The sequence below is a fragment of the Enterobacter sp. E20 genome, from assembly GCF_000801755.2.
GTDB classification, from domain to species: domain Bacteria; phylum Pseudomonadota; class Gammaproteobacteria; order Enterobacterales; family Enterobacteriaceae; genus Enterobacter; species Enterobacter asburiae_B.
The window spans coordinates 2,982,877-3,004,336 of record NZ_CP012999.1 but is presented as its reverse complement, the minus strand read 5'-3'; the positions used below and the strand labels follow the sequence as shown (position 1 = coordinate 3,004,336).

The window sequence follows — 21,460 nt, the reverse complement described above, 5'->3', positions numbered from 1 at the left end:
ATCCGCCTGTGAAACAAATCAGTGTCACTCAACCAAAGCTGGTCGCAGATTTTTCATGTGTCGGTGGGGAATGCCGTGAACATTGTTGTCAGGGCTGGACCATCGCGTTTGATAAATCCTCCGTTAATCGCTATCTGAACAGTAAAAATGCTGCTATTCGTCAGACGGCGAAAACGGCGATAAAAGTCACCAAAAAAAACTATGACCACTGGGGTGAAGTGATTTTCCATACGGAAAGTAAAAACTGCCCGTTTATGGATACGGAAAAACTCTGTTCTGTTCATAGCGCCATGGGCATCCAGGCCTTAAGCCCAACCTGTACGTCGTTTCCGCGGACAAACCGGGTCTATAAAAATGAAATCGAAAAATCGCTGAACCTCTCGTGTCCGGAAGTGACCCGACTTCTGTTGAACGATCGGGAGTCTATGTCGTTGATGGAATCTGTCATTGTTCAGCAGGACGTCAATAATGCGCCGATGATTGATTTGAAGGCAAAGGTCATCAATCTCTTCTGCCAGAATATTTTCAGCGTTGAGGGCGTCAGCGTTGAAGAACAGGTTTACGCCGTGGTGAAATTCCTCATGGTGGCGGAAAAGCTCGATAACCTGGAAGAGAATATTGGCACGCTCGAAACGGTCTATTTCTCGCTGGTTAACGAACTGATGAGCGGTAAAATCAAAACGGAATTAGGCGGATTTAATCAGAACTACAGCCTGAAATTCGCGTTAATTTCGCTCATCCAGAGCTACTTCACGAAGAAAGTGACAGCCCGCGGCGGTGCGGTATTAAACCGTTATTTTACTCAGCTTTATCAACAATTTGAGTCTGTGGGTGACACCGTGCCGGCAGAGAAGGTCATGGAGAACATCGAGTCCGTCTGGCGCGATGTGGCGGGCAGTTACCTGGCGACACATGACCATTTATTCAAGAACTTTTTTAAATACAAACTCTGGGAGCAGGGCTTCCCGCAGAACAATGGCCGCAGCATGTTGAATAACCTTTATTTAATCGTTGCGGAGTTCTATTTCCTTAAAACGTTACTTGCCGGTCAGGCGATCGTGGCGGGGAAAATTGAACAAGATAATATTATTGATGTTATTTACAGCTTCCACTCCCTTAGCCAGCATAATCAGGAAGCGGGAAAGCTCTTTCATCAACATATAGATAGCGTCAAACTGGGCGACGATCTTTCATTGTTACAACTGTTAATTTAGGCAGAAAAGTTGCCCCTGTTGTGGGCAACCTCAGAATAACCTCACTTTATCCCCCTTTTTCATCCAATTGAACGCCCTGCAGAATCGGATAATCATGCCGATAACTCAACTAACGCAGGGCTGTTTATCGTGAATTCACTCTATACCGCTGAAGGTGTAATGGATAAACACTCGCTGTGGCAGCGTTATGTCCCGCTGGTGCGTCACGAAGCATTGCGCCTCCAGGTGCGCTTGCCGGCGAGCGTGGAACTCGACGATCTGCTACAGGCGGGCGGTATCGGGTTATTGAATGCAGTTGACCGATACGACGCTCTGCAAGGAACGGCATTTACGACTTACGCAGTTCAGCGTATTCGTGGTGCGATGCTGGACGAGCTGCGCAGCCGCGACTGGGTGCCGCGCAGTGTTCGCCGCAACGCGCGCGAAGTGGCGCATGCGATGGGGCAGCTGGAACAGGAACTGGGACGTAACGCAACGGAAACCGAAGTGGCGGAACGTCTTGGCATTGCTGTTGAAGAGTATCGTCAGATGTTGCTCGATACCAATAATAGCCAACTCTTCTCTTATGACGAGTGGCGCGAAGAGCATGGCGATAGCATCGAGCTGGTGACGGACGAGCACCAGCATGAAAACCCGTTACACCATTTAATGGAAGGGAATTTACGCCAGCGCGTCATGGAGGCTATTGAAGCTCTGCCTGAACGCGAACAGCTGGTATTGACCCTTTATTACCAGGAAGAGCTTAACCTCAAAGAGATTGGCGCTGTTCTGGAGGTGGGAGAGTCGCGGGTGAGCCAGCTGCACAGCCAGGCCATTAAACGCTTACGAACCAAGCTGGGTAAGTTATAGGTGATTGATTCACCTTAAAAATGCCGCACAACGTATTGACAACCAGGAGTTATCATGACGGTGCAGCAATCTAAAAGACGGCCTTTAAGCCGCTACCTGAAAGACTTTAAACACAGCCAGACGCATTGCGCCCACTGTAACAAGTTACTCGATCGTATCACGCTGGTTCGCCGGGGCGAAATCGTCAATAAGATTGCGATTTCGCGTCTCGACACGTTGATGGACGAAGCAGCATGGCTCGAAGAGCAAAAAGAGTGGGTGGCGCTTTGCCGTTTCTGTGGGGATCTCCACTGCAAAGAGCAAAGCGACTTCTTCGATATTATCGGCTTCAAGCAGTTCCTGTTTGAACAAACGGAGATGAGCCACGGTACCGTTCGCGAATATGTCGTTCGCCTGCGCCGCCTTGGGCAACATCTGACCGTAAACAATATTTCTCGCGATCTGCTGAAAACCGGTTATCTGGATGAAAATCTGGAGCCGTGGCTGCCTGCGACCAGCACCAACAACTACCGAATTGCGCTGCGCAAGTATGCGCAATACAAGGTACAAATGCCGGGTGCCATAAAGCAGAAAGCCCACGCCGGAACAACTTCTGATATATATTAAAAAAGAATAAGATGTAGCGCAGTCGCCTTTGACGTTGCAGGCGATTTCTCTACACTACGTAAAAATTCCACTATATCGGGGTATTTATGAAATTTGCACTTCTGGGTCGTCAGGCGCTGATGGGTGTTATGGCCGTTGCGCTGGTTGCGGGTATGAGCGTGAAAACGTTCGCCGCAGAAAACCTGCTGAATAAAGTAAAAGAGCGCGGTACGCTGCTGGTCGGGCTGGAAGGAACCTATCCTCCGTTCAGCTTCCAGGGCGATGACGGTAAGCTGACCGGTTTTGAAGTGGAGTTTGCTGAAGAGCTGGCGAAGCACCTCGGCGTTAAAGCGTCACTGAAACCGACCAAATGGGACGGTATGCTGGCGTCGCTGGATTCCAAACGTATTGATGTGGTGATTAATCAGGTGACCATTTCTGACGAGCGTAAGAAGAAATATGACTTCTCTACGCCGTACACCGTGTCCGGTATTCAGGCGCTGGTGAAGAAAGGCAACGAAGGCGGAATTAAAACTGCCGCGGACCTGAAAGGGAAGAAAGTCGGTGTCGGTCTGGGTACCAACTACGAAGAGTGGCTGCGCCAGAACGTGCAGGGCGTGGATATCCGCACCTATGATGATGACCCGACGAAATACCAGGATCTGCGCGTGGGCCGTATCGACGCCATTCTGGTTGACCGCCTGGCAGCGCTGGATCTGGTGAAGAAAACCAACAATACCCTGGCGGTAGCGGGTGATGCGTTCTCTCGTCAGGAATCAGGCGTTGCCGTTCGTAAAGGTAACGAAGACCTGGTCAAAGCGATTGACTCCGCGATTGCTGACATGCAAAAAGACGGCAGCCTGAAAGCGCTCTCCGAGAAGTGGTTCGGTGCAGACGTCACCAAATAAGTCTTTGACGTAAAAAAAAGGCGCTTTTAAAAGCGCCTTTTTTATTTCTTTCGCGTCTGCGTGCATAATGAAAAATATCACATTTTGTCAGAGTTACCGGAGAACACATGTCACTACAGAATTTAACGCGCTTTCCCCGCCTGGAGTTCATCGGCGCGCCGACGCCGCTGGAGTATCTGCCGCGATTTTCTGATTATTTAGGGCGCGATATTTTTATTAAGCGTGACGACGTGACGCCGATGGCGATGGGGGGCAATAAGCTGCGCAAGCTGGAGTTTCTGGCGGCTGACGCACTGCGCGAAGGCGCGGATACGCTCATTACCGCCGGAGCTATCCAGTCCAACCACGTTCGTCAGACGGCGGCAGTGGCGGCAAAGCTCGGGCTCCACTGCGTGGCATTGCTGGAAAACCCGATTGGCACGCGGGCAGAAAACTATCTTACCAACGGTAACCGCCTGCTGCTGGACCTGTTTAACGTGCAGGTCGAAATGGTGGATGCGTTGACCGACCCGACCGCCCAGCTCGACGAGCTGGCGACGCGTCTGGAAGCGCAGGGGTTCCGCCCCTACGTTGTCCCCGTCGGCGGTTCGAACGCGCTGGGCGCGCTGGGGTATGTGGAGAGTGCGCTGGAAATCGCGCAGCAGTGCGAGGGCGCGGTGAGCCTCTCCTCCGTGGTTGTCGCGTCCGGCAGTGCGGGCACGCATGCCGGGCTGGCGGTGGGGCTGGAACAACTGCTGCCGGACGTCGAGCTGATTGGCGTGACGGTGTCGCGCAGCGTCGCGGAGCAGAAGCCGAAAGTGGTCACTTTACAGCAGGCGGTAGCCGCGCAGCTGGAGCTGAAGGCCAGGGCCGATATTCTGCTCTGGGACGACTATTTTGCGCCAGGTTACGGCACGCCTAACGAAGAGGGCATGGAGGCGGTGAAGCTGCTGGCGCGCCTCGAGGGGATACTGCTCGATCCGGTCTATACCGGCAAAGCGATGGCCGGACTGATTGACGGCATTGCGCAGAAACGCTTTAAGGATGAAGGGCCGATTTTATTTGTCCATACCGGCGGGGCGCCTGCGCTGTTTGCCTATCATCCTCACGTCTAAAAATCAGGTCGAAAAATAATAATGCAAGAAAGTATTCAACTGGTTATTGATTCTCTGCCGTATCTGCTGAAAGGTGCGGTATTTACGTTACAGCTCAGTATCGGCGGGATGTTCTTCGGGCTGGTGCTGGGATTTGTGCTGGCATTAATGCGCATGTCACCCATCCTGCCGGTACGCTGGCTGGCGCGCTTTTATATCTCCGTATTTCGCGGCACGCCGCTTATCGCCCAGCTCTTTATGATCTACTACGGCTTGCCGCAGTTTGGTATCGAGCTGGATCCGATCCCCGCAGCGATGATTGGTCTGTCGCTCAATACCGCGGCGTACACGTCAGAAACCCTGCGAGCGGCGATCTCCTCCATTGACAAAGGGCAGTGGGAGGCGGCGGCCAGTATCGGGATGACGCCATGGCAGACGCTGCGTCGGGCCATTCTGCCGCAGGCGGCGCGCGTGGCGCTTCCACCGCTCAGCAACAGCTTCATTAGCCTGGTGAAAGATACGTCCCTGGCGGCAACGATTCAGGTACCGGAACTGTTCCGTCAGGCGCAGCTCATTACTTCGCGCACGCTTGAAGTCTTTACCATGTATCTGGCCGCCTCGCTGATTTACTGGGTGATGGCGACGGTGCTGTCTGCTCTGCAAAACTACTTCGAAAACCAGCTTAACCGCCAGGAGCGTGATCCAAAATGAGTGCTATCGACGTCAAAAACCTGTTGAAAAAATTCCACGGTCAAACGGTGCTCCACGGGATCGATCTTGAAGTCGAGCAGGGTGAAGTGGTGGCGATTATCGGACCAAGCGGTTCGGGAAAAACGACGCTGCTGCGCAGTATTAACCTGCTTGAACAGCCGGAAGGCGGCACTATTCGGGTAGGGGAGATAACAATTGATACCGGGAAATCCATTAGCCAGCAGAAAGGGTTAATTCGCCGCCTGCGCCAGCATGTCGGCTTCGTTTTCCAGAGCTTTAATCTCTTCCCGCACCGTACGGTGCTGGAGAACATTATTGAAGGACCGGTCATTGTAAAAGGTGAATCGAAAGAGGACGCGACGGCGCGCGCGCGCGAACTGCTCGCTAAAGTCGGGCTCGCGGGGAAAGAGACCAGCTATCCGCGCCGTCTGTCGGGCGGGCAACAGCAGCGCGTGGCGATAGCGCGCGCGCTGGCTATGCGCCCTGACGTGATCCTTTTTGATGAACCGACCTCTGCGCTCGATCCGGAACTGGTGGGTGAGGTGCTGAACACCATTCGCCAGCTGGCGCAGGAAAAACGGACGATGGTGATCGTGACGCATGAAATGAGCTTTGCACGCGATGTGGCTGACAGAGCCATCTTCATGGATCTGGGGCGGATTGTGGAGCAGGGGCCGGCGAAAAGCCTGTTCGCTAATCCTCAGCAGCCGCGAACCCGTCAGTTCCTTGAAAAATTCCTGATGCAGTAGCATTTTTGCACTAATTTGCTCCAGAAATTTAGGCTGGAGCAAATTATTCTCCCTTCGGGGGCAGTCGTTTGTTTTTTTATTCCATCCGGCCCGGATAAACCTTATCAATAGTAAAGTTAATTGTGCTAATGCCGATATTTTGTAGTTAGAAAAAAGTTTTATGTGTTAGGTTATATTCACCATAATAATGATTATCTTTTCAGAGGCTTCATTTAGTAAGTATGAAGGATTCAGACTTTTTCACCTGGCGACGGGATTGCTCCCTCCGGTTTCAGGAATTGACCTGTGTCGACGAGGTATATCAGGAATTACAGCGACAAACTCAGACGCTTGAATTCGATTGTTACTCGCTCTGCGTGCGCCATCCCGTGCCGTTTACCAGGCCTAAGATCTCTGTGCATACCACTTACCCAAAGCAGTGGATGGCGCAATATCAATCCGCGAACTATTTCGCTATTGATCCCGTCTTAAAACCGGAGAATTTCATTCAGGGTCATTTACCCTGGTCAGACGCATTATTCGCTGACGCGCAGGAATTATGGCACAGCGCGCAGGACCACGGTTTACGCGAGGGAATAACGCAGTGTCTGATGTTGCCTAATCATGCGCTCGGCTTCCTGTCTGTTTCCCGTACTAGTGTACTGGAAGGGCCGTTTGCCCGTGAGGAAATAGAACTGCGGCTGCAAATGCTGGTGCAAATGGCCTTAACTTCTCTGGTGCGTTTTGAAGATGAGATGGTCATGCCACCTGAAATGAAATTCAGCAAACGCGAGCGCGAAATTCTGAAATGGACTGCGGAAGGGAAGACATCAGCGGAAATAGCGATCATTCTCTCTATCTCAGAGAATACCGTTAACTTCCATCAGAAAAATATGCAGAAGAAATTCAACGCGCCTAACAAAACCCAGATTGCGTGCTACGCGGCGGCAACGGGACTGATCTGACGGGATGATACGTTCTGCGTGACAGACGAGCAAACGGCTGAATGCACTGCATCCAGCCGTTTTTTGTTACTGGCGGTAGGCTTGTTTGATTTGCTTAACGGTGTTAGCAAATACCGCAGATTCAGCCTGGTCTTCCATCTCCGCGATTTGTTTTTCCATTTTAATGATCACACGACCGGCATCCGCCTGGCCCATCGCCTGCAGCATCAGCGTCAGCAGTGCTTTCAGGCAGTTTACTTCCTGTGCCAGTTCCTGGTTATTCTCCGCAGTGGCAAATTCAGGTGTGCTCATTTATTTTCCTCATTATTTAACGGCGCTAAAGCGCGACGACGAAAGTCAAGGCGGCGGAGTATACCACAAGCTGAAGCAAAAAATGCAGCGGTTGTTTTTTGTACTTTTACGTGGATGTTTAATTGCGTAAACAGAACGTACCGGTAAACTGAACCGTCGTGAAAGGCTATTAATTGTTTATGCCCGGTTCGCTTGCCGTTAATTATTGTTACAAAAATTTGAGATCTGTTTTTTTGCAGGAAAAGCCTGCAAGTTTTTCGTAACTTTTTGAATACAGATGCTTAAAAAAAGCTGCAAAAGCCCTGAATGCATGGTCTCTCTTTCCACGTACTGTACAGCCTAATTTCCAAAAACGAGAGCAAAATCGAATAGCCGGTTTTTTAACGTTTTAATCTTGCGAGGAAAACCGTTAATATAAACCAAATTATCACTCAGTAGCGTTATCCCTATTCTGGAGACATTTCCTTTGATCAACGTCCTTCTTGTTGATGACCACGAACTGGTGCGCGCAGGGATACGACGCATTCTTGAAGATATTAAAGGTATTAAAGTTGCCGGTGAGGCGTGCTGCGGCGAAGAGGCGGTAAAATGGTGCCGCACAAACTCGGCCGATGTGGTACTGATGGATATGAATATGCCCGGTATCGGTGGCCTTGAAGCAACACGCAAAATCGCGCGTACCTTTGTTGATACAAAAGTCATCATGCTGACCGTGCATACCGAAAACCCACTGCCCGCGAAAGTGATGCAGGCGGGCGCAGCGGGCTACCTGAGTAAAGGTGCTGCGCCGCAGGAAGTCGTCAATGCAATCCGTTCCGTGTTTGCCGGACAGCGCTACATAGCTTCCGACATTGCCCAGCAGATGGCGCTGAGTCAGATCGAGCCCGAGAAAACCGAATCACCGTTTGCCAGTTTGTCCGAGCGTGAATTGCAGATTATGCTGATGATCACCAAAGGTCAGAAGGTGAATGAGATCTCGGAGCAGCTGAATCTCAGCCCGAAAACGGTGAACAGCTATCGTTACCGGATGTTCAGTAAACTGAACATTCATGGTGACGTCGAACTGACGCACCTGGCCATCCGGCACGGTTTGTGTAATGCGGAGACGTTGTTAAGTCAGTGAGTGATGTGTTCGATTCAAAAGCATTTCTGAAAACCGTAACCAGCCAGCCTGGCGTCTATCGCATGTATGACGCTGGCGGTACGGTTATCTACGTGGGGAAGGCAAAAGATCTTAAAAAACGCCTCTCCAGCTATTTTCGCAGTAACCTGGCCTCCCGTAAGACCGAAGCGCTGGTCTCACTCATTCAGAATATTGATGTCACCGTCACGCACACCGAGACAGAAGCGCTGCTGCTTGAGCACAACTATATAAAGCTCTACCAGCCGCGCTATAACGTTCTGTTGCGTGATGATAAGTCCTACCCGTTTATTTTTCTGAGCGGCGATACCCATCCGCGCCTCGCGATGCACCGCGGTGCAAAACACGCCAAGGGCGAATACTTCGGGCCGTTCCCTAACGGCTATGCCGTGCGTGAAACGCTGGCGCTGCTGCAAAAAATCTTCCCGATCCGCCAGTGTGAAAACAGCGTTTACCGTAACCGCTCGCGCCCGTGCCTGCAGTACCAGATTGGACGCTGCATGGGGCCTTGCGTGGAAGGGCTGGTAAGTGAAGAAGAGTATGCCCAGCAGGTGGATTATGTGCGCCTATTCTTAGCCGGAAAAGACGATCAGGTCTTAACGCAGCTGATCGCGCGGATGGAAAAAGCCAGCGCCGCACTCGAGTTCGAAGAGGCCGCGCGGATCCGCGACCAAATCCAGGCGGTGCGCAGAGTCACTGAGAAACAGTTTGTCTCGAATACCGGTGACGATCTCGACGTCATCGGCGTAGCCTTTGACGCCGGGATGGCCTGCGTGCACGTGCTGTTTATTCGCCAGGGCAAAGTGCTCGGCAGCCGCAGCTATTTCCCGAAAGTGCCCGGCGGTACTGAACTGGGTGAAGTGGTGGAAACCTTTGTAGGCCAGTTCTACCTGCAGGGGAGCCAGATGCGCACGCTGCCTTCTGAGATCCTGCTCGATTTTAATCTTGACGATAAAACCCTGCTGGCCGATTCGCTCTCTGAACTGGCGGGCCGTCGGGTGAATGTACAAACCAAACCGCGCGGCGATCGTGCGCGTTATCTGAAGCTGGCGCGAACCAACGCGGCGACGGCACTCACCACGAAGCTTTCGCAGCAGTCGACGGTGAACCAGCGCTTAACGGCCCTGGCGACGCTGCTGAAGCTTCCGGAAGTGAAACGGATGGAGTGTTTCGACATCAGTCACACGATGGGGGAACAGACGGTGGCGTCGTGCGTGGTGTTTGATGCGAATGGCCCACTGCGCGCCGAGTATCGCCGCTATAACATCACCGGGATCACGCCGGGCGATGACTATGCGGCCATGAATCAGGTGCTGCGTCGTCGCTATGGTAAAGCCATAGAAGAGAGCAAAATTCCGGATGTGATCCTGATTGACGGCGGGAAAGGGCAGCTCGGCCAGGCGAAAGCGGTATTTGAATCGCTTGATGTCAGCTGGGATAAAAACCATCCGCTGCTGCTGGGCGTCGCAAAAGGGGCCGATCGTAAGGCCGGTCTGGAGACATTGTTCTTCGAGCCGGAAGGCGAGGGCTTCAGCCTGCCGCCGGACTCCTCGGCGCTGCACGTCATCCAGCATATTCGCGATGAATCACACGATCATGCCATCAGCGGTCACCGCAAAAAACGGGCGAAGGTGAAAAACACCAGTAGCCTGGAAACGATCGAAGGCGTGGGGCCAAAACGTCGCCAGATGCTGCTGAAATATATGGGCGGATTGCAAGGATTACTCAACGCCAGCATGGAGGAAATTGCAAAAGTGCCGGGTATTTCGCAAGGGCTGGCAGAAAAGATCTACTACTCGTTGAAACATTGAGGGCTCTGTAGCAACATAGAGCTAAATTTTACTGACAACAAACAGTTACCGTCATTATGCAATTTAATATCCCTACGTTGCTCACTCTCTTCCGTGTCGTACTCATCCCGTTCTTTGTACTGGCATTTTACCTGCCGGTCGTCTGGGCACCTTTCGCCTGCGCATTGATCTTCCTGATCGCAGCGGTCACCGACTGGTTTGATGGCTATCTGGCGCGCCGCTGGAATCAAAGCACCCGTTTCGGTGCCTTCCTCGATCCGGTGGCAGACAAAGTGATGGTCGCTATCGCCATGGTGCTGGTAGCCGAGCACTATCATACCTGGTGGGTGACGCTGCCCGCGGCAACCATGATCGGCCGCGAGATCATTATCTCTGCGCTGCGCGAGTGGATGGCGGAACTGGGGAAACGCAGCAGCGTGGCGGTCTCGTGGATTGGTAAAGTCAAAACGACGGCGCAGATGGCGGCGCTGGTCTGGATGCTCTGGCGTCCGAACGCCTGGGTTGAGTGGGCGGGAATTGGTCTGCTGTGGGTAGCGGCAGTGCTGACGCTGTGGTCCATGCTGCAATATTTGAACGCTGCTCGCGGGGATTTGCTTGATCAGTGATCGTTTCGCCGTAATTTTCAGCAAACGATCCGGGGATGCAAAAAATAACGTTGACTCATAACGTCATATCAGTAGAATGCAACGCATCGAACGGCGGCACAGCAAGCCGGACGATAATGAAATCAAGTGGTTAGAAGTTTACTTGATGACATGCGGGAATAGCTCAGTTGGTAGAGCACGACCTTGCCAAGGTCGGGGTCGCGAGTTCGAGTCTCGTTTCCCGCTCCAGATTAAAGACATGCGCAGTAGCGGGTGTCAGTTTGAAAAGTTTTACGGCGCGTTAGCAAAGCGGTTATGTAGCGGATTGCAAATCCGTCTAGTCCGGTTCGACTCCGGAACGCGCCTCCACTTTCTTCCCTGGCCGGATGGTGGAATCGGTAGACACAAGGGATTTAAAATCCCTCGGCGTTCGCGCTGTGTGGGTTCAAGTCCCACTCCGGCTACCATGGGAAAAGTAGAATAAAATCAATGATAAGCATTGTCGTATAAACCACCGAAAGGTGGTTTTTTTATTTCCTGAATTTCACTCTTCCATCATTCCATCATTCCATCATTCCATCATTCCATCATTCCATCATTCCATCATTCCATCATTCCATCATTCCATCATTCCATCATTCCATCATTCCATCATTCCATCATTCCAGCTTTTCACAAGTACACCTTGCCGATTACATCATTGCGTCTACACATTGGTATCTTGCCCCGGTAATGCAACGCAATTGGTATGTGGAGTGAGGGGATTATATAAGCCTATCTGGTATCGATTAGGATCATGATGCTGGAGACATCATGATTTTGAGAATGGAATGGAATGGAATGGAATGGAATGGGAGGGGAAACCCTCCCGATTCGTTATTTTGCGAATAAACAATCTCGTCCAGAAGGTGCACCCATTACGCGGATCATTTTTTTACAAATCACAGTGACCTGCTGTCCTTTTTTCAATGCTACAGCGGTAGCCTTTTCTGAGTTTTCCATCTCCATTCGTGCAGGCATGAACTGGTTGTCTGTTTGTAAGCCGATGATAATTGAGTCTGTAAAATCTTTATCAATGGACTGAACAACACCCTTGACTGCGATGAGCTTACCCTTCATGTTTTCATCGGTTGCGACTTCATTCTCTTCATAAGCTTTAAAAAGCTGTCTTGCGGAGGTCGTAAACACTTCTTTTTGCGGTACTGACTTCTGCGTATCCGTAACTGATGCAGAAGACGAAGTCGCGCCTGCTTCCGTTTTGTCGTTTTTACCGACGATATATCCCAGAACCATCAAAGCAATAAAGATATAGAAAATCCATTTAATAAATTTCTTCATGTAATTACCTGTTAGCTAATAGTTTTACTGTGTAAAGAATGTGAAAATATCACTTTATTACTTTATCGCATAAAGATGCTTATTGCCTATAAAAAGGATTTACGCGAGAAAATTATTTTATCCTTTTTCAAGGAAGGCATTATTGTGATATCACAAAAGGGTGGCTTCAGACTAAAGGTGGTTTGTTGGCGCATGAACATCGTGTAGTCAAACCCCGCCCAAATACGCCTTCCTCACCTCCTGATTTCCCAGCAGCTCCTCGCCGCTGCCGCTCAGCCGGATCTGCCCGTTAACCATCACATACCCGCGGTCAGAAAGCTTCAACGCGTGATGCGCATTCTGCTCCACCAGAAAGATGGTCATGCCGTTGCGGGCCAGCTCGCGCAGCGTCTGGAAGATCTGTTTCACCACAATCGGCGCCAGCCCGAGGCTCGGTTCATCCAGCAGCAGCAGCTTCGGACGGCTCATCAGCGCCCGGGCGATCGCCAGCATCTGCTGCTCTCCGCCGGACATGGTCATCGCGCGCTGCTTGCGTCGCTCCTTGAGGCGCGGGAACAGGTCGAACATGGTTTGCATATCCTCAGCGGCAAACTGGCTGCCGATGGGGATGGTCCCCATCAGCAGGTTCTCTTCAACGGTCATATCCGGGAAGATTCGTCTGCCTTCGGGCGCCTGCGCAATGCCGCCGGATGCGACGTAGTGGGTGGATTTATGGCTGATATCTTCGCCGCCGAAAAGGATCTGTCCGCTGCGAATACGGGGCTGACCGAAGATGGACATCAGCAATGTCGATTTACCCGCGCCGTTTGCGCCAATCAGCGCCACGGTTTCACCCTTATTGACTTCGAGGGAAACCTGTTTAAGCGCCTGAATGACGCCATAAAACACATCCACCTCGCGAAATGCCAGCAGCGGTTCGCTCATAGATTGACCTCGCTTTCATCCGTACCCAGGTAGGCGGCAATGACCTTTTCATCATGCTGGATCTGCTCGGGTTTTCCCCTGGCAATAACATCCCCGTGGTCGAGTACGATAATGTCGTCCGAAATCTCCATCACCATCCCCATATCATGCTCAATCAGCAATACCGTGATGTCATGATGATCCCGCAGAAAACGAATAATGCTGCTGAGCTTATGCGTTTCAACCGGGTTAAGCCCGGCGGCGGGTTCATCAAGACAGATCATTTCCGGGCCGGTGCACATTGCTCGCGCAATTTCCAGACGCCGCTGCTGGCCGTACGACATCTCTCCCGCCAGACGATTGGCGCACTCCACCAGATCCACCACTTCCAGCCAGTAGAAGGCCCTGTCCAGGGCGTCGCTTTCCGCGCGCCGGTATGCCGGCGTATTTAAGATCCCGGCGAGCAGATTGCGGTTAACGCGCATATGCTGCGCAACCAGCAGGTTTTCCACGACAGACATCTCGCGAAAAAGACGGATATTTTGAAACGTGCGGGCCAGCCCTGCGCGGTTGACCAGATGCGTTCCGCCAAACATTTTGTAGAACAGACGCTGCCCGAACTGCGCGGGGTTAATCCAGTCACCCGGCTGGAATTTTTGTCCGAGCACCTGAATAACGTTGGTCGTTTTATGGCGGGTATTAAATAAAATGTTTCCGCCGGAGGCCCTGTAGAAGCCCGTCAGGCAGTTAAACACGGTTGTTTTTCCCGCCCCGTTTGGCCCAATCAGGGCGGTAATTGAGCCACGCTGTACGTCCAGGTTGACGTCGTTTAGCGCCTTAATCCCGCCGAAGTGCATCATCAGATGTTCAACGCGTAATATCGTTCCGTTCATGGTGCGACACCCTTACGCACGGCGAACCCGCTGCGGTTAATGCGGATCAAACCGCGCGGACGCCAGATCATCATCACCACCATGAGCATGCCAAACAGCAGGACGCGGTACTCGGCAAAACTGCGCAGCAGTTCCGGCATTACGGTGAGCACAAAGGCGGCCAGCACTACGCCAAGCGTCGAGCCCATCCCGCCCAGCACCACGATGGCGAGGATCAGCGCCGATTCAAAGAAGGTAAAGGAGGTCGGGTTCACGAACCCCTGATAGGTGGCGAAGAACACCCCGGCAATGCCCGCGGTCGATGCGCCCAGCGTAAAGGCCGACAGCTTAACCAGAACATGATTTAACCCCATTGAGCGGCAGGCAATTTCGTCTTCACGCAGGGCCTCCCACGCCCGACCAATCGGCATCCGCGTCAGGCGGTGCTTGATATAGAGCACCAGCATCACCACCAGGAACAGCACCGCGTAGATAAAAATAAACTTCATGTTCGGGTTGTAGGTCAGGTGGAAAAACTCGTGGAAGGGCACGCCGCCTTCTTTCGCGCGTCGACCAAATTCCAGACCGAAAAAGGTGGGGGGAGGGGCCGAGACGCCGTTTGGTCCGCCGGTGAAGGTCAGCCAGTTGTTCAGTATCAGGCGAATGATCTCCCCGAACCCGAGGGTGACGATGGCCAGATAGTCACCGTGCATGCGCAGTACCGGGAAACCGAGCAGGGCGCCTGCGGCGGCGGCCATGATTGCCGCCAGCGGCAGCATGCTCCAGAAACCTAAGCCGAGATACTGGTATCCCAGCGCCAGACCGTACGCCCCAATTGCGTAGAACGCGACATATCCCAGATCCAGCAGGCCGGCCAGACCCACGACGATATTCAGCCCCAGACCGAGAAGCACGTAGATCAGCCCGAGAATGGCGACGGTCAGCACATATTTCGTGGCGACAAACGGAAAGCAAATCGCAAGAGCAATTACCAGAGGAATAATCCAGCGCATGCGGCTTTTGTATTCCGGTGGCCGGACATATACGCCCGCGCTATCGGCTTCGAAGCGTGCCTGGAAACGGGCGCCCGCGGCGGTACCTAAAAAGGTGCTCAGCAGAAAACGCCCGAGCATGACGATGCCGACCATCCAGGCCAGCCGCTGCCCGGCGAAGTTAAAGCTGTAACCGTCCAGCACCACGCCCGCAATGGGGCCGAAAATAACGAGCGCAATCAGTCCGGAAAAAATAGCGTCCAGAATGCAGCGTTTAAGTGAAAAACCGTGTGATGTCATCATTCTCTCCCTCACACTTTGGCCACAAACGGGCGCCCAAGAAGGCCCTGGGGGCGGAAAATCAGGATCATGACCAGCAGGCCGAACGAAAAGACATCTTTATAGTCCGAGTTCACCATGCCCGAGAACTGGGCTTCCGCTACGCCCAGGATAAGGCCACCGAGCATGGCGCCGGGGAGGGAGCCGATGCCGCCGAGTACCGCCGCAGTAAAGGCTTTAATGCCGATCACGAACCCGACGTAGAAATCAAAGGTGCCGTAATTCATGGTGATCAGCACGCCTGCCAGACCGGCCATCGCCGCGCCGATCACAAAGACCAGCGAAATAATCCGGTCGGTGTTAATGCCCAGAATGGAGGCCATCTTACGATCCTGCTGTACCGCGCGGCACATCCGGCCCAGCCGGGTATGGTTGATAATCCAGGTGAGCACCAGCATGCCGGCAAACGAGGCAATCAGAATAAACACTTTGGTGTAGGTTATCTGCACGAAGCCGTCGCCCAGATGCAGGCGAATCACGCCGTCCAGCATGGTCGGCACCCCTTGCTGGCGCGGACCCTGGCTCAGCTGCGCGTAGTTTTGCAGGATAAGCGACATCCCGATGGCGGAGATCAGCGGCGCCAGGCGCGTGGAGTTGCGCAGCGGCTTGTAGGCGATACGCTCGATGGTCCAGCCGTACACCCCGGTTACCACGATGGTGAACACCAGCGTCCCGAGGATCAGCAGCGGGAACGACTGCAGACCGAAGAACGAGAGCAGCGCCAGGCCGATGGCGCAGAGATAGGCGGAAATCATATACACTTCGCCGTGGGCGAAATTGATCATCCCGATAATGCCGTACACCATGGTGTAGCCGATGGCGATTAAACCGTAGACGGAGCCCAGCGTTAAGCCATTGATTAACTGTTGCAGGAAGAATGTACTCATCTTAGCGCGCTCGTTTTATAGGCTGCGCGATGCGCGCAGCCTGATGTTTATTACGCGCCGACGGGCAACCCCGCCGACGTTGAGCGTGACTCCGTCCCGTTACTGCACTTCCTTATATTTGCCTTTGTCGTCCCACTGGTACACCACGTAGTCAGACACTTTCAGATCGCCTTTGCTGTCCCAGGCTTTTTTGCCCATCACCGTGTCGACGGAATTGGCTTTAAGCCACTCGCTGGCTTTTGCGGAGTCCTTGCCGCCGGTGGCCTTGAAGGCTGCGGCAATGGCCTGTACGGAAGCATAGGAGTAAAGGGTGTAACCTTCCGGCTCGAATTTACCGGCGCGGAATTTCTCGATAACCGCTTTACCGTCCGGGATAAGGCGCGGATCTTTACCAAAGGTCATGTAAATGCCGTTGGTATATTGCGGGCCCCCCGCGGCGGTCACCATCTCTTCGTTGACGATACAGTCGCCGGAGAAGAATTTCGCCTGCACGCCCTGTTCGCGCATCTGGCGAACCAGCGGACCGGCTTCCGGGTGACAGCCACCGAAGAATACGACGTCCGGTTTTTGCGCGCCGATCTTGGTCACCAGCGCGTTAAAGTCTTTTTCACCGCGGGATAACCCCTCATACATCACATCCTGAACCCCGCGTTTCGCCAGCGCCGCTTTGGTGGCGTCAGCCAGACCCTGACCATAGGTGTCTTTATCGTGAATAATTACCACGCGCTTGGCTTTCAGCTTGTCGATGATGAAGTCGCTGGCAACCTGACCCTGCTGGTCATCGCGTCCGCACATGCGGAACATGTCGCTCATGCCGCGTTCGGTGATCAGCGGGTTAGTTGAGCCGGGGGTAATCGCAATAATGCCCGCGTCGCTATACACCTCGGAGGCGGGCATTGTGGAAGAGGAGCAGAAATGGCCGACCACGGCGTTGACTTTATCCTGGTCAACTAAACGGTTGGCGACGGCCACGGCCTGCTTGGGCTCGCAGGCATCATCCCCCTGAACCAGTTTGATCTTCTCGCCGTTAATGCCGCCTGCGGCATTAATGTCTTCAGCGGCCTGCGTTGCGCCGTGCCAGTACTGATCGCCATAGGTGGCATTCGGACCCGTGAACGGCCCGGCCACGCCAATCACAATATCTGCCCGGGCGGAAAACGCCGTCACCAGGCAACCGGCCAACACGAGAGAAAGAGGAGTTCTGATTAATTTCAGCGACATTATTATGTTCCTTAGCAAAGAGGTTTTTGCACCACGGCGTAAACCCGAACGCCCGACGGCGCAGCCAATCCGAAACACGAGCAAGAACAAAATGCACTAAACGAACAAGATACAGACGGCATCCTGCATATTACGGCGAGATTTCCCTGCGCAGAGGCGCGCGAAGAACGTTAAGCAAAAACGTTGCCAGAATGGTTAACCCATTGACGGGCATGCGACATGTTTGAGTATAGAGCGCCGCGTTATGCCGCCTTGCGGGAGGAGAAGAAATTACAGCGGAGATCACATATCGTTAACAATAAAGCCCATAAGTTGTGCAAAGGTCACGGTTTGCACGTTTTTGCAGCAATAAAGACCTAAACTTCAGCCCGGAGAGGCGTGAGATATGTGTTAGGATCGTTTCCTTTTGCAGGAGTGTCAGCGATGACTGAAGGCCCATTGAATGAAAGCGAAATGGCGTGGCTTGAAGAGACGTTAATGTCTTACGGTCATGATGACGCGTCCGTGATTGACGTGTCCGAACTGGACGGCATGCTTACCGCAGTGCTTTCCGGTCCTGTTGTCGTTGAGCCAGACGCCTGGCTGGTGGCGGTGTGGGGTGGCGAGAAGTACATTCCGCGCTGGAAAAACGATCGTGAGATGAACCGTTTTATCGATCTCTGCTTTAAGCATATGAACGATATTGCCGAGCGCCTGAGCGAGTATCCGGATCAGTTTGAACCGATGTTCGGTTATAACGACGTCGACGGTGAGAGCTATACCGTGGTTGAAGAGTGGTGCTATGGCTATATGCGCGGCGTGGCGCTGACGGACTGGTCTGCCTTGCCGGAAGCCCTGAAGGCCGATCTTGACGTGATTGCGCTGCACGGGACGGAAGAGAACAGCGAAAAGCTGGATGAACTGTCCGAAGAGGAGTATATCGCCAGCATCGAAAGCATCCAGCCTGCGGCACTGCGTTTATATCAATACTGGGTTAACAACCCGCAGCAGCCGGAAGTGAAGAAGCCGACGGTGAACGGCACGAAGGTCGGGCGTAACGATCCGTGTCCTTGCGGCAGCGGGAAGAAGTTTAAGAGCTGCTGTTTGCACTGATACATTTTTGTGGCTTTGGTTCGTTCACCTTAAGACCAGTAGAAAATAATACGTTTTTAACCTGTGACCGAGATAAGGGGCCGTCGAGGCCCCTTATATGGCCAGGCGTATCAGACGTGAATAAGCTCAATGTTATCGTTGCTCACCGAATATCATTGATCTATACGCCTTGAAGTGCTTATTTGTATTCTGATATTGTCATATTTCTTTCTGGTATTTATTTTATCTTTCCATTTAATCCATGAATGTTTATTTTGTGTTTATTTGTGCGTTGAATAAATTAAATCCCTTATCCCTTATCCCTTATCCCTTATCCCTTATCCCTTTTTGCGAAATAATGTTTTAATGAGTGGTCTCCAGGCGTATATTTTGATTAATCTTATCGATTGATCAAAAGGATATTTGACGATGGCAGGACAATCAGACACGGTTCAACAACAGGATACCCTGAATCGTTATTTACTGTATTTCCCACGAAGTAAAACCGTTTCACCGGATGTTCATTCGTTTTGCGGGGAAGAAGAACTCAGTAAGCCCTACCGTTATACCATTCGCTTCACCAGTCCAAATCCGAACGTTGCAGTCAAAGACGTTCTGAACCAGATGGCTGAATTTATTCTGCGCGCGCCTGACCCGAAAGCGAAATCGACCTGGCACAATCAGGAATCCTGGTTGCCGGTGCGCCAGATTAATGGCGTGATCACGTCATTTTCCCGTCTGAAGTCGTCCGCTGATGAAGCCCTGTATGAGTGCGTGCTGGAGCATGAACTGGCGCTGCTGGATCAGAACTACCGTTCGGCCGTGTACATGGACATGACAGTGCCTGAGCTCGTCACGAAGCTGATGAAGGAGAGCGGGCATTTTCAAGGTTACAACATCGATTTTGACCAACTGAGCCACAACTACCCCAGCCGCGAAATGATTATCCAGTGGAAGGAAACCGATCTCCAGTTTATCCGCCGCCTGCTGGCCGAAGTCGGGATCTGGTTCCGCTTTGAAAATCACGACAAAGTACAAGGTGAAACGGTAGTGATTTTCGGTGACAGTGGTCGCCGCTATGTTTTCAGAAATAAGCAGCTGCCATACGTCCGCCATTCTGGAATGACCAGTTATGAAGAGTACGTAACCGAACTCGAAGAGCAGTACCAGCTCATCCCCGAAAATGTACGGGTCCGTACCTATAACTACCGCGATCCGTTTTCCCCACAGGCGGATAAAACCATTACCGGAAACGACATTCCTGACGGGATAACCAGCGGAAAACAGTACCACTACGCCGATCACTTTCTGGCTGCAGGTGACTTTTACGGCCAGGAGGCAGAAACAGCCTCGTTCTACGCACGCCTGCGTTATGAACGCCTGCTGAACAAACAGAGCGTACTGGGGGTGACAACCAGCGATCCGGAACTGCTGCCGGGCGTGATGTTTCATCCGACAGGGGATATTCCTGCCGGGTTTAAGCCCGGATTTCTTGTGACCACCATGACGCTATCCGGCAGTCGCGCAGAGCACTACCGCGCCATCCTGAAGGGTATCCCTTATCTGAACGGCTACAGCTACCGTCCGGACTCTCTTCCGCGTCCGGTGATATCTGCCTGGCCGTCCGGGCTGTCACCTGGCCGGGTAATAAACATGTCGATCTCGATTTTTTTGCCCAGTCCGTGGTTATTCCAGTTGTTTTTCTGACGGGGTTCGTTCAGGTGTGTTCTATCGGGTATCACGTCATGAGGCATTACATGGAAACGAGGCTGCTGATTGCCGCCCGGCAGGAATACAAGCTTGTCAGCTTCGCCAGGGGGAACATTACCCTTGCAGGCTGGTCGGTACTCACTCCACCAAAGGCAACAAAGGAACTGGCATTGAGAATGCTGAAACTGGAGGGAGAGTTTCCGCTGGCCGCTAAAATGCCGTTGAAAATCGAACTGGAAGCATCCTTCGATTTCACGAGAGCCGGGCAGGCAATATCCCGCGTTCTGGAGCCCATGGCTGGGAAACTTTCTCGGTACCAGCAGATTGAAGTGCTGGTGTGGGTTCGAGGCGGGGATGAATCCTGTAGCGATGAACTCCGGCGCGTGCTTAAACGTTCTGCGATCGCGACAAAGAAAATCACTTTTTTACCTGAATGCCCGGACTATACGCAAGTCACGGAATGGATAAAGCTGGCGAAAAGCTACGTCGTAGAACGGCTGCTTATCTGTGTCGATCTGCATTCTGACGAAGAAGCGTCTAAACAGATGGAAAATGTTACGGCACTTCTCTTCACGAACGACTACGTCAAAACAGAAGGAGAAAAACCGGTTTATTTTTATCAGCCGATGACGGGTGTCACAGACGTAGAAAGCAAAGTGCCCGTTTACCTGAGGACAGAAACCGTCAGCAAGCCTAAGCAACTCTGGTATACCGGGTTATCCCGCACAGAGAAGTATCCGCTGCTGGAAGTGCTGGATGAGTACAAAGTGGTGCCTGACAGGCTGGAGCTTGAAGCATCGCTCGGTGAGGGCTCTGCCGGTTATCAGTGGCTGATGCTGACGCTGGCCGCTGATGCGGTTATGTACGGGCAGGGCGATCAGCTTGTGGCCGTGTCCGAACAGAACCATTTTGCCATGGCCGCGCTATCCTCCCGGTTAACCTGCCAACCAGATTATCCCGAAGAAAAAAGATATACGTTGCCGTGGGAAGTTGGCGGGATCGGCGGTCTGATGTTCTTTTTTGGATTGATGTTAAGCATTGCCAGCGCTGGTGACGACGGCAAAACGTTATCCGGCTGGTTTATAACTATAATTGCTGTTCTGGTAATAGGTTTATTCATTGGGATGGGGGCATTGTTTACCTGGTATTATGGTGACAAAGCTTATGAGCACATGGGGATGTGATGATGAATGAACCAATGATTTTAACGACAGCATAATGGATGGTTATGATCAGGATATAAGGGATTTTTAAAAGGGGAATCGAT

Annotated in this window: 21 protein-coding genes, 3 tRNA genes and 1 pseudogene; 17 read left to right on the top strand and 8 right to left on the bottom strand. The window is 52.4% G+C overall.

Going from position 1 to position 21,460, the window contains the following annotated elements; translation table 11 throughout:
• The first annotated feature begins 8 nt into the window (after window positions 1-8).
• The 8 genes from fliB to sdiA all read left to right on the top strand — a co-directional run bounded on the left by fliB (window position 9) and on the right by sdiA (window position 7,033).
• Window positions 9-1,214, top strand: a complete 1,206-nt coding sequence (gene fliB / locus NI40_RS14045; protein WP_039263780.1) for a flagellin lysine-N-methylase — start codon at window positions 9-11, stop codon at window positions 1,212-1,214.
• 129 nt (window positions 1,215-1,343) lie between these two features.
• Window positions 1,344-2,063 (top strand): RNA polymerase sigma factor FliA, encoded by a 720-nt coding sequence (locus tag NI40_RS14040; protein WP_039263779.1) that lies wholly within the window; start codon window positions 1,344-1,346, stop codon window positions 2,061-2,063.
• A gap of 54 nt (window positions 2,064-2,117) precedes the next feature.
• Window positions 2,118-2,669, top strand: a complete 552-nt coding sequence (gene fliZ / locus NI40_RS14035) for a flagella biosynthesis regulatory protein FliZ (RefSeq protein WP_008500339.1) — start codon at window positions 2,118-2,120, stop codon at window positions 2,667-2,669.
• Window positions 2,670-2,755: 86 nt separating this feature from the next.
• Window positions 2,756-3,556, top strand: a complete 801-nt coding sequence (gene tcyJ / locus NI40_RS14030) for a cystine ABC transporter substrate-binding protein (RefSeq protein ID WP_023336163.1) — start codon at window positions 2,756-2,758, stop codon at window positions 3,554-3,556.
• Window positions 3,557-3,663: 107 nt separating this feature from the next.
• On the top strand, window positions 3,664-4,650 hold the full coding sequence (gene dcyD / locus NI40_RS14025) for a D-cysteine desulfhydrase (RefSeq protein ID WP_033145893.1): 987 nt from the start codon (window positions 3,664-3,666) through the stop codon (window positions 4,648-4,650).
• Between the two features lie 21 nt (window positions 4,651-4,671).
• Window positions 4,672-5,340 (top strand): cystine ABC transporter permease, encoded by a 669-nt coding sequence (gene tcyL, locus NI40_RS14020; protein ID WP_014884380.1) that lies wholly within the window; start codon window positions 4,672-4,674, stop codon window positions 5,338-5,340.
• Window positions 5,337-6,089, top strand: a complete 753-nt coding sequence (gene tcyN, locus NI40_RS14015) for an L-cystine ABC transporter ATP-binding protein TcyN (protein WP_039263778.1) — start codon at window positions 5,337-5,339, stop codon at window positions 6,087-6,089. Before tcyL ends, tcyN begins: the two co-directional genes overlap by 4 nt.
• Window positions 6,090-6,310: 221 nt before the next feature.
• The gene (gene sdiA / locus NI40_RS14010; protein WP_039263777.1) at window positions 6,311-7,033 is read left to right on the top strand and encodes a transcriptional regulator SdiA; all 723 of its coding nucleotides are present in this window, start codon (window positions 6,311-6,313) and stop codon (window positions 7,031-7,033) included.
• 66 nt (window positions 7,034-7,099) lie between these two features.
• On the opposite strand, the gene NI40_RS14005 is transcribed toward sdiA, so the two are convergent.
• Window positions 7,100-7,324 carry a DUF2594 family protein gene (locus tag NI40_RS14005; RefSeq protein ID WP_008500345.1) on the bottom strand — a complete coding sequence of 75 codons (225 nt, stop codon included), beginning with the start codon at window positions 7,322-7,324 and terminating at the stop codon, window positions 7,100-7,102.
• 25 nt (window positions 7,325-7,349) lie between these two features.
• Window positions 7,350-7,418 (bottom strand): annotated as a pseudogene (locus NI40_RS24505) (hypothetical protein); the annotation flags it as partial.
• Between the two features lie 372 nt (window positions 7,419-7,790).
• Here NI40_RS24505 and uvrY point away from each other — a divergent pair.
• From uvrY to NI40_RS13975, 6 genes are all read left to right on the top strand, one after another.
• A complete protein-coding gene (uvrY, locus tag NI40_RS14000) occupies window positions 7,791-8,447 on the top strand; it encodes a UvrY/SirA/GacA family response regulator transcription factor (protein WP_039263776.1) in 657 nt (218 codons plus the stop codon).
• The gene (uvrC, locus tag NI40_RS13995; protein ID WP_039263775.1) at window positions 8,444-10,276 is read left to right on the top strand and encodes an excinuclease ABC subunit UvrC; all 1,833 of its coding nucleotides are present in this window, start codon (window positions 8,444-8,446) and stop codon (window positions 10,274-10,276) included. Before uvrY ends, uvrC begins: the two co-directional genes overlap by 4 nt.
• A gap of 56 nt (window positions 10,277-10,332) precedes the next feature.
• Window positions 10,333-10,881, top strand: coding sequence for a CDP-diacylglycerol--glycerol-3-phosphate 3-phosphatidyltransferase (gene pgsA, locus NI40_RS13990; RefSeq protein WP_028019572.1), 549 nt, complete (start codon window positions 10,333-10,335; stop codon window positions 10,879-10,881).
• Between the two features lie 152 nt (window positions 10,882-11,033).
• Window positions 11,034-11,109, top strand: a tRNA-Gly gene (locus tag NI40_RS13985).
• A 46-nt stretch (window positions 11,110-11,155) separates the two neighbouring features.
• Window positions 11,156-11,229: transfer RNA gene (locus tag NI40_RS13980), tRNA-Cys, on the top strand.
• A gap of 11 nt (window positions 11,230-11,240) precedes the next feature.
• Window positions 11,241-11,327: transfer RNA gene (locus tag NI40_RS13975), tRNA-Leu, on the top strand.
• A 409-nt stretch (window positions 11,328-11,736) separates the two neighbouring features.
• Here NI40_RS13975 and NI40_RS13970 read toward each other — a convergent pair.
• From NI40_RS13970 to NI40_RS13945, 6 genes are all read right to left on the bottom strand, one after another.
• A complete protein-coding gene (locus NI40_RS13970) occupies window positions 11,737-12,198 on the bottom strand; it encodes an OB-fold protein (RefSeq protein WP_045143126.1) in 462 nt (153 codons plus the stop codon).
• 207 nt (window positions 12,199-12,405) lie between these two features.
• Window positions 12,406-13,122 (bottom strand): ABC transporter ATP-binding protein, encoded by a 717-nt coding sequence (locus NI40_RS13965; protein WP_033145889.1) that lies wholly within the window; start codon window positions 13,120-13,122, stop codon window positions 12,406-12,408.
• Window positions 13,119-13,994 (bottom strand): ATP-binding cassette domain-containing protein, encoded by an 876-nt coding sequence (locus NI40_RS13960; RefSeq protein ID WP_039263773.1) that lies wholly within the window; start codon window positions 13,992-13,994, stop codon window positions 13,119-13,121. Before NI40_RS13960 ends, NI40_RS13965 begins: the two co-directional genes overlap by 4 nt.
• A complete protein-coding gene (gene livM, locus NI40_RS13955; RefSeq protein WP_039263772.1) occupies window positions 13,991-15,265 on the bottom strand; it encodes a high-affinity branched-chain amino acid ABC transporter permease LivM in 1,275 nt (424 codons plus the stop codon). The genes NI40_RS13960 and livM overlap by 4 nt, the downstream gene beginning before the upstream one ends.
• A gap of 11 nt (window positions 15,266-15,276) precedes the next feature.
• The gene (locus NI40_RS13950; protein ID WP_039263771.1) at window positions 15,277-16,191 is read right to left on the bottom strand and encodes an ABC transporter permease subunit; all 915 of its coding nucleotides are present in this window, start codon (window positions 16,189-16,191) and stop codon (window positions 15,277-15,279) included.
• 99 nt (window positions 16,192-16,290) lie between these two features.
• The gene (locus tag NI40_RS13945; RefSeq protein ID WP_033145885.1) at window positions 16,291-17,412 is read right to left on the bottom strand and encodes a branched-chain amino acid ABC transporter substrate-binding protein; all 1,122 of its coding nucleotides are present in this window, start codon (window positions 17,410-17,412) and stop codon (window positions 16,291-16,293) included.
• A gap of 423 nt (window positions 17,413-17,835) precedes the next feature.
• Here NI40_RS13945 and NI40_RS13940 point away from each other — a divergent pair, with 423 nt between their 5' ends.
• From NI40_RS13940 to NI40_RS13930, 3 genes are all read left to right on the top strand, one after another.
• Window positions 17,836-18,504: a YecA/YgfB family protein gene (locus NI40_RS13940; RefSeq protein WP_029741940.1), complete on the top strand. Its 669-nt coding sequence runs from the start codon at window positions 17,836-17,838 to the stop codon at window positions 18,502-18,504.
• Window positions 18,505-18,912: 408 nt separating this feature from the next.
• Complete coding sequence (locus NI40_RS13935) at window positions 18,913-20,190, top strand: type VI secretion system Vgr family protein (RefSeq protein WP_080338168.1); 1,278 nt, start codon at window positions 18,913-18,915, stop codon at window positions 20,188-20,190.
• Between the two features lie 50 nt (window positions 20,191-20,240).
• Window positions 20,241-21,377 (top strand): hypothetical protein, encoded by a 1,137-nt coding sequence (locus NI40_RS13930; protein ID WP_052206778.1) that lies wholly within the window; start codon window positions 20,241-20,243, stop codon window positions 21,375-21,377.
• Window positions 21,378-21,460 lie beyond the last annotated feature (83 nt).

Excerpts from the sequence above, each read along its gene's own strand:
- fliZ (WP_008500339.1), top strand. The coding sequence starts at position 2,118 with ATGACGGTGCAGCAATCTAAAAGACGGCCTTTAAGCCGCTACCTGAAA.
- tcyJ (WP_023336163.1), top strand. The coding sequence starts at position 2,756 with ATGAAATTTGCACTTCTGGGTCGTCAGGCGCTGATGGGTGTTATGGCC.
- dcyD (WP_033145893.1), top strand. The coding sequence starts at position 3,664 with ATGTCACTACAGAATTTAACGCGCTTTCCCCGCCTGGAGTTCATCGGC.
- tcyL (WP_014884380.1), top strand. The coding sequence starts at position 4,672 with ATGCAAGAAAGTATTCAACTGGTTATTGATTCTCTGCCGTATCTGCTG.
- tcyN (WP_039263778.1), top strand. The coding sequence starts at position 5,337 with ATGAGTGCTATCGACGTCAAAAACCTGTTGAAAAAATTCCACGGTCAA.
- sdiA (WP_039263777.1), top strand. The coding sequence starts at position 6,311 with ATGAAGGATTCAGACTTTTTCACCTGGCGACGGGATTGCTCCCTCCGG.
- NI40_RS14005 (WP_008500345.1), bottom strand. The coding sequence starts at position 7,324 with ATGAGCACACCTGAATTTGCCACTGCGGAGAATAACCAGGAACTGGCA.
- pgsA (WP_028019572.1), top strand. The coding sequence starts at position 10,333 with ATGCAATTTAATATCCCTACGTTGCTCACTCTCTTCCGTGTCGTACTC.
- NI40_RS13970 (WP_045143126.1), bottom strand. The coding sequence starts at position 12,198 with ATGAAGAAATTTATTAAATGGATTTTCTATATCTTTATTGCTTTGATG.
- NI40_RS13965 (WP_033145889.1), bottom strand. The coding sequence starts at position 13,122 with ATGAGCGAACCGCTGCTGGCATTTCGCGAGGTGGATGTGTTTTATGGC.
- NI40_RS13960 (WP_039263773.1), bottom strand. The coding sequence starts at position 13,994 with ATGAACGGAACGATATTACGCGTTGAACATCTGATGATGCACTTCGGC.
- livM (WP_039263772.1), bottom strand. The coding sequence starts at position 15,265 with ATGACATCACACGGTTTTTCACTTAAACGCTGCATTCTGGACGCTATT.
- NI40_RS13950 (WP_039263771.1), bottom strand. The coding sequence starts at position 16,191 with ATGAGTACATTCTTCCTGCAACAGTTAATCAATGGCTTAACGCTGGGC.
- NI40_RS13945 (WP_033145885.1), bottom strand. The coding sequence starts at position 17,412 with ATGTCGCTGAAATTAATCAGAACTCCTCTTTCTCTCGTGTTGGCCGGT.
- NI40_RS13940 (WP_029741940.1), top strand. The coding sequence starts at position 17,836 with ATGACTGAAGGCCCATTGAATGAAAGCGAAATGGCGTGGCTTGAAGAG.
- NI40_RS13935 (WP_080338168.1), top strand. The coding sequence starts at position 18,913 with ATGGCAGGACAATCAGACACGGTTCAACAACAGGATACCCTGAATCGT.
- NI40_RS13930 (WP_052206778.1), top strand. The coding sequence starts at position 20,241 with ATGGAAACGAGGCTGCTGATTGCCGCCCGGCAGGAATACAAGCTTGTC.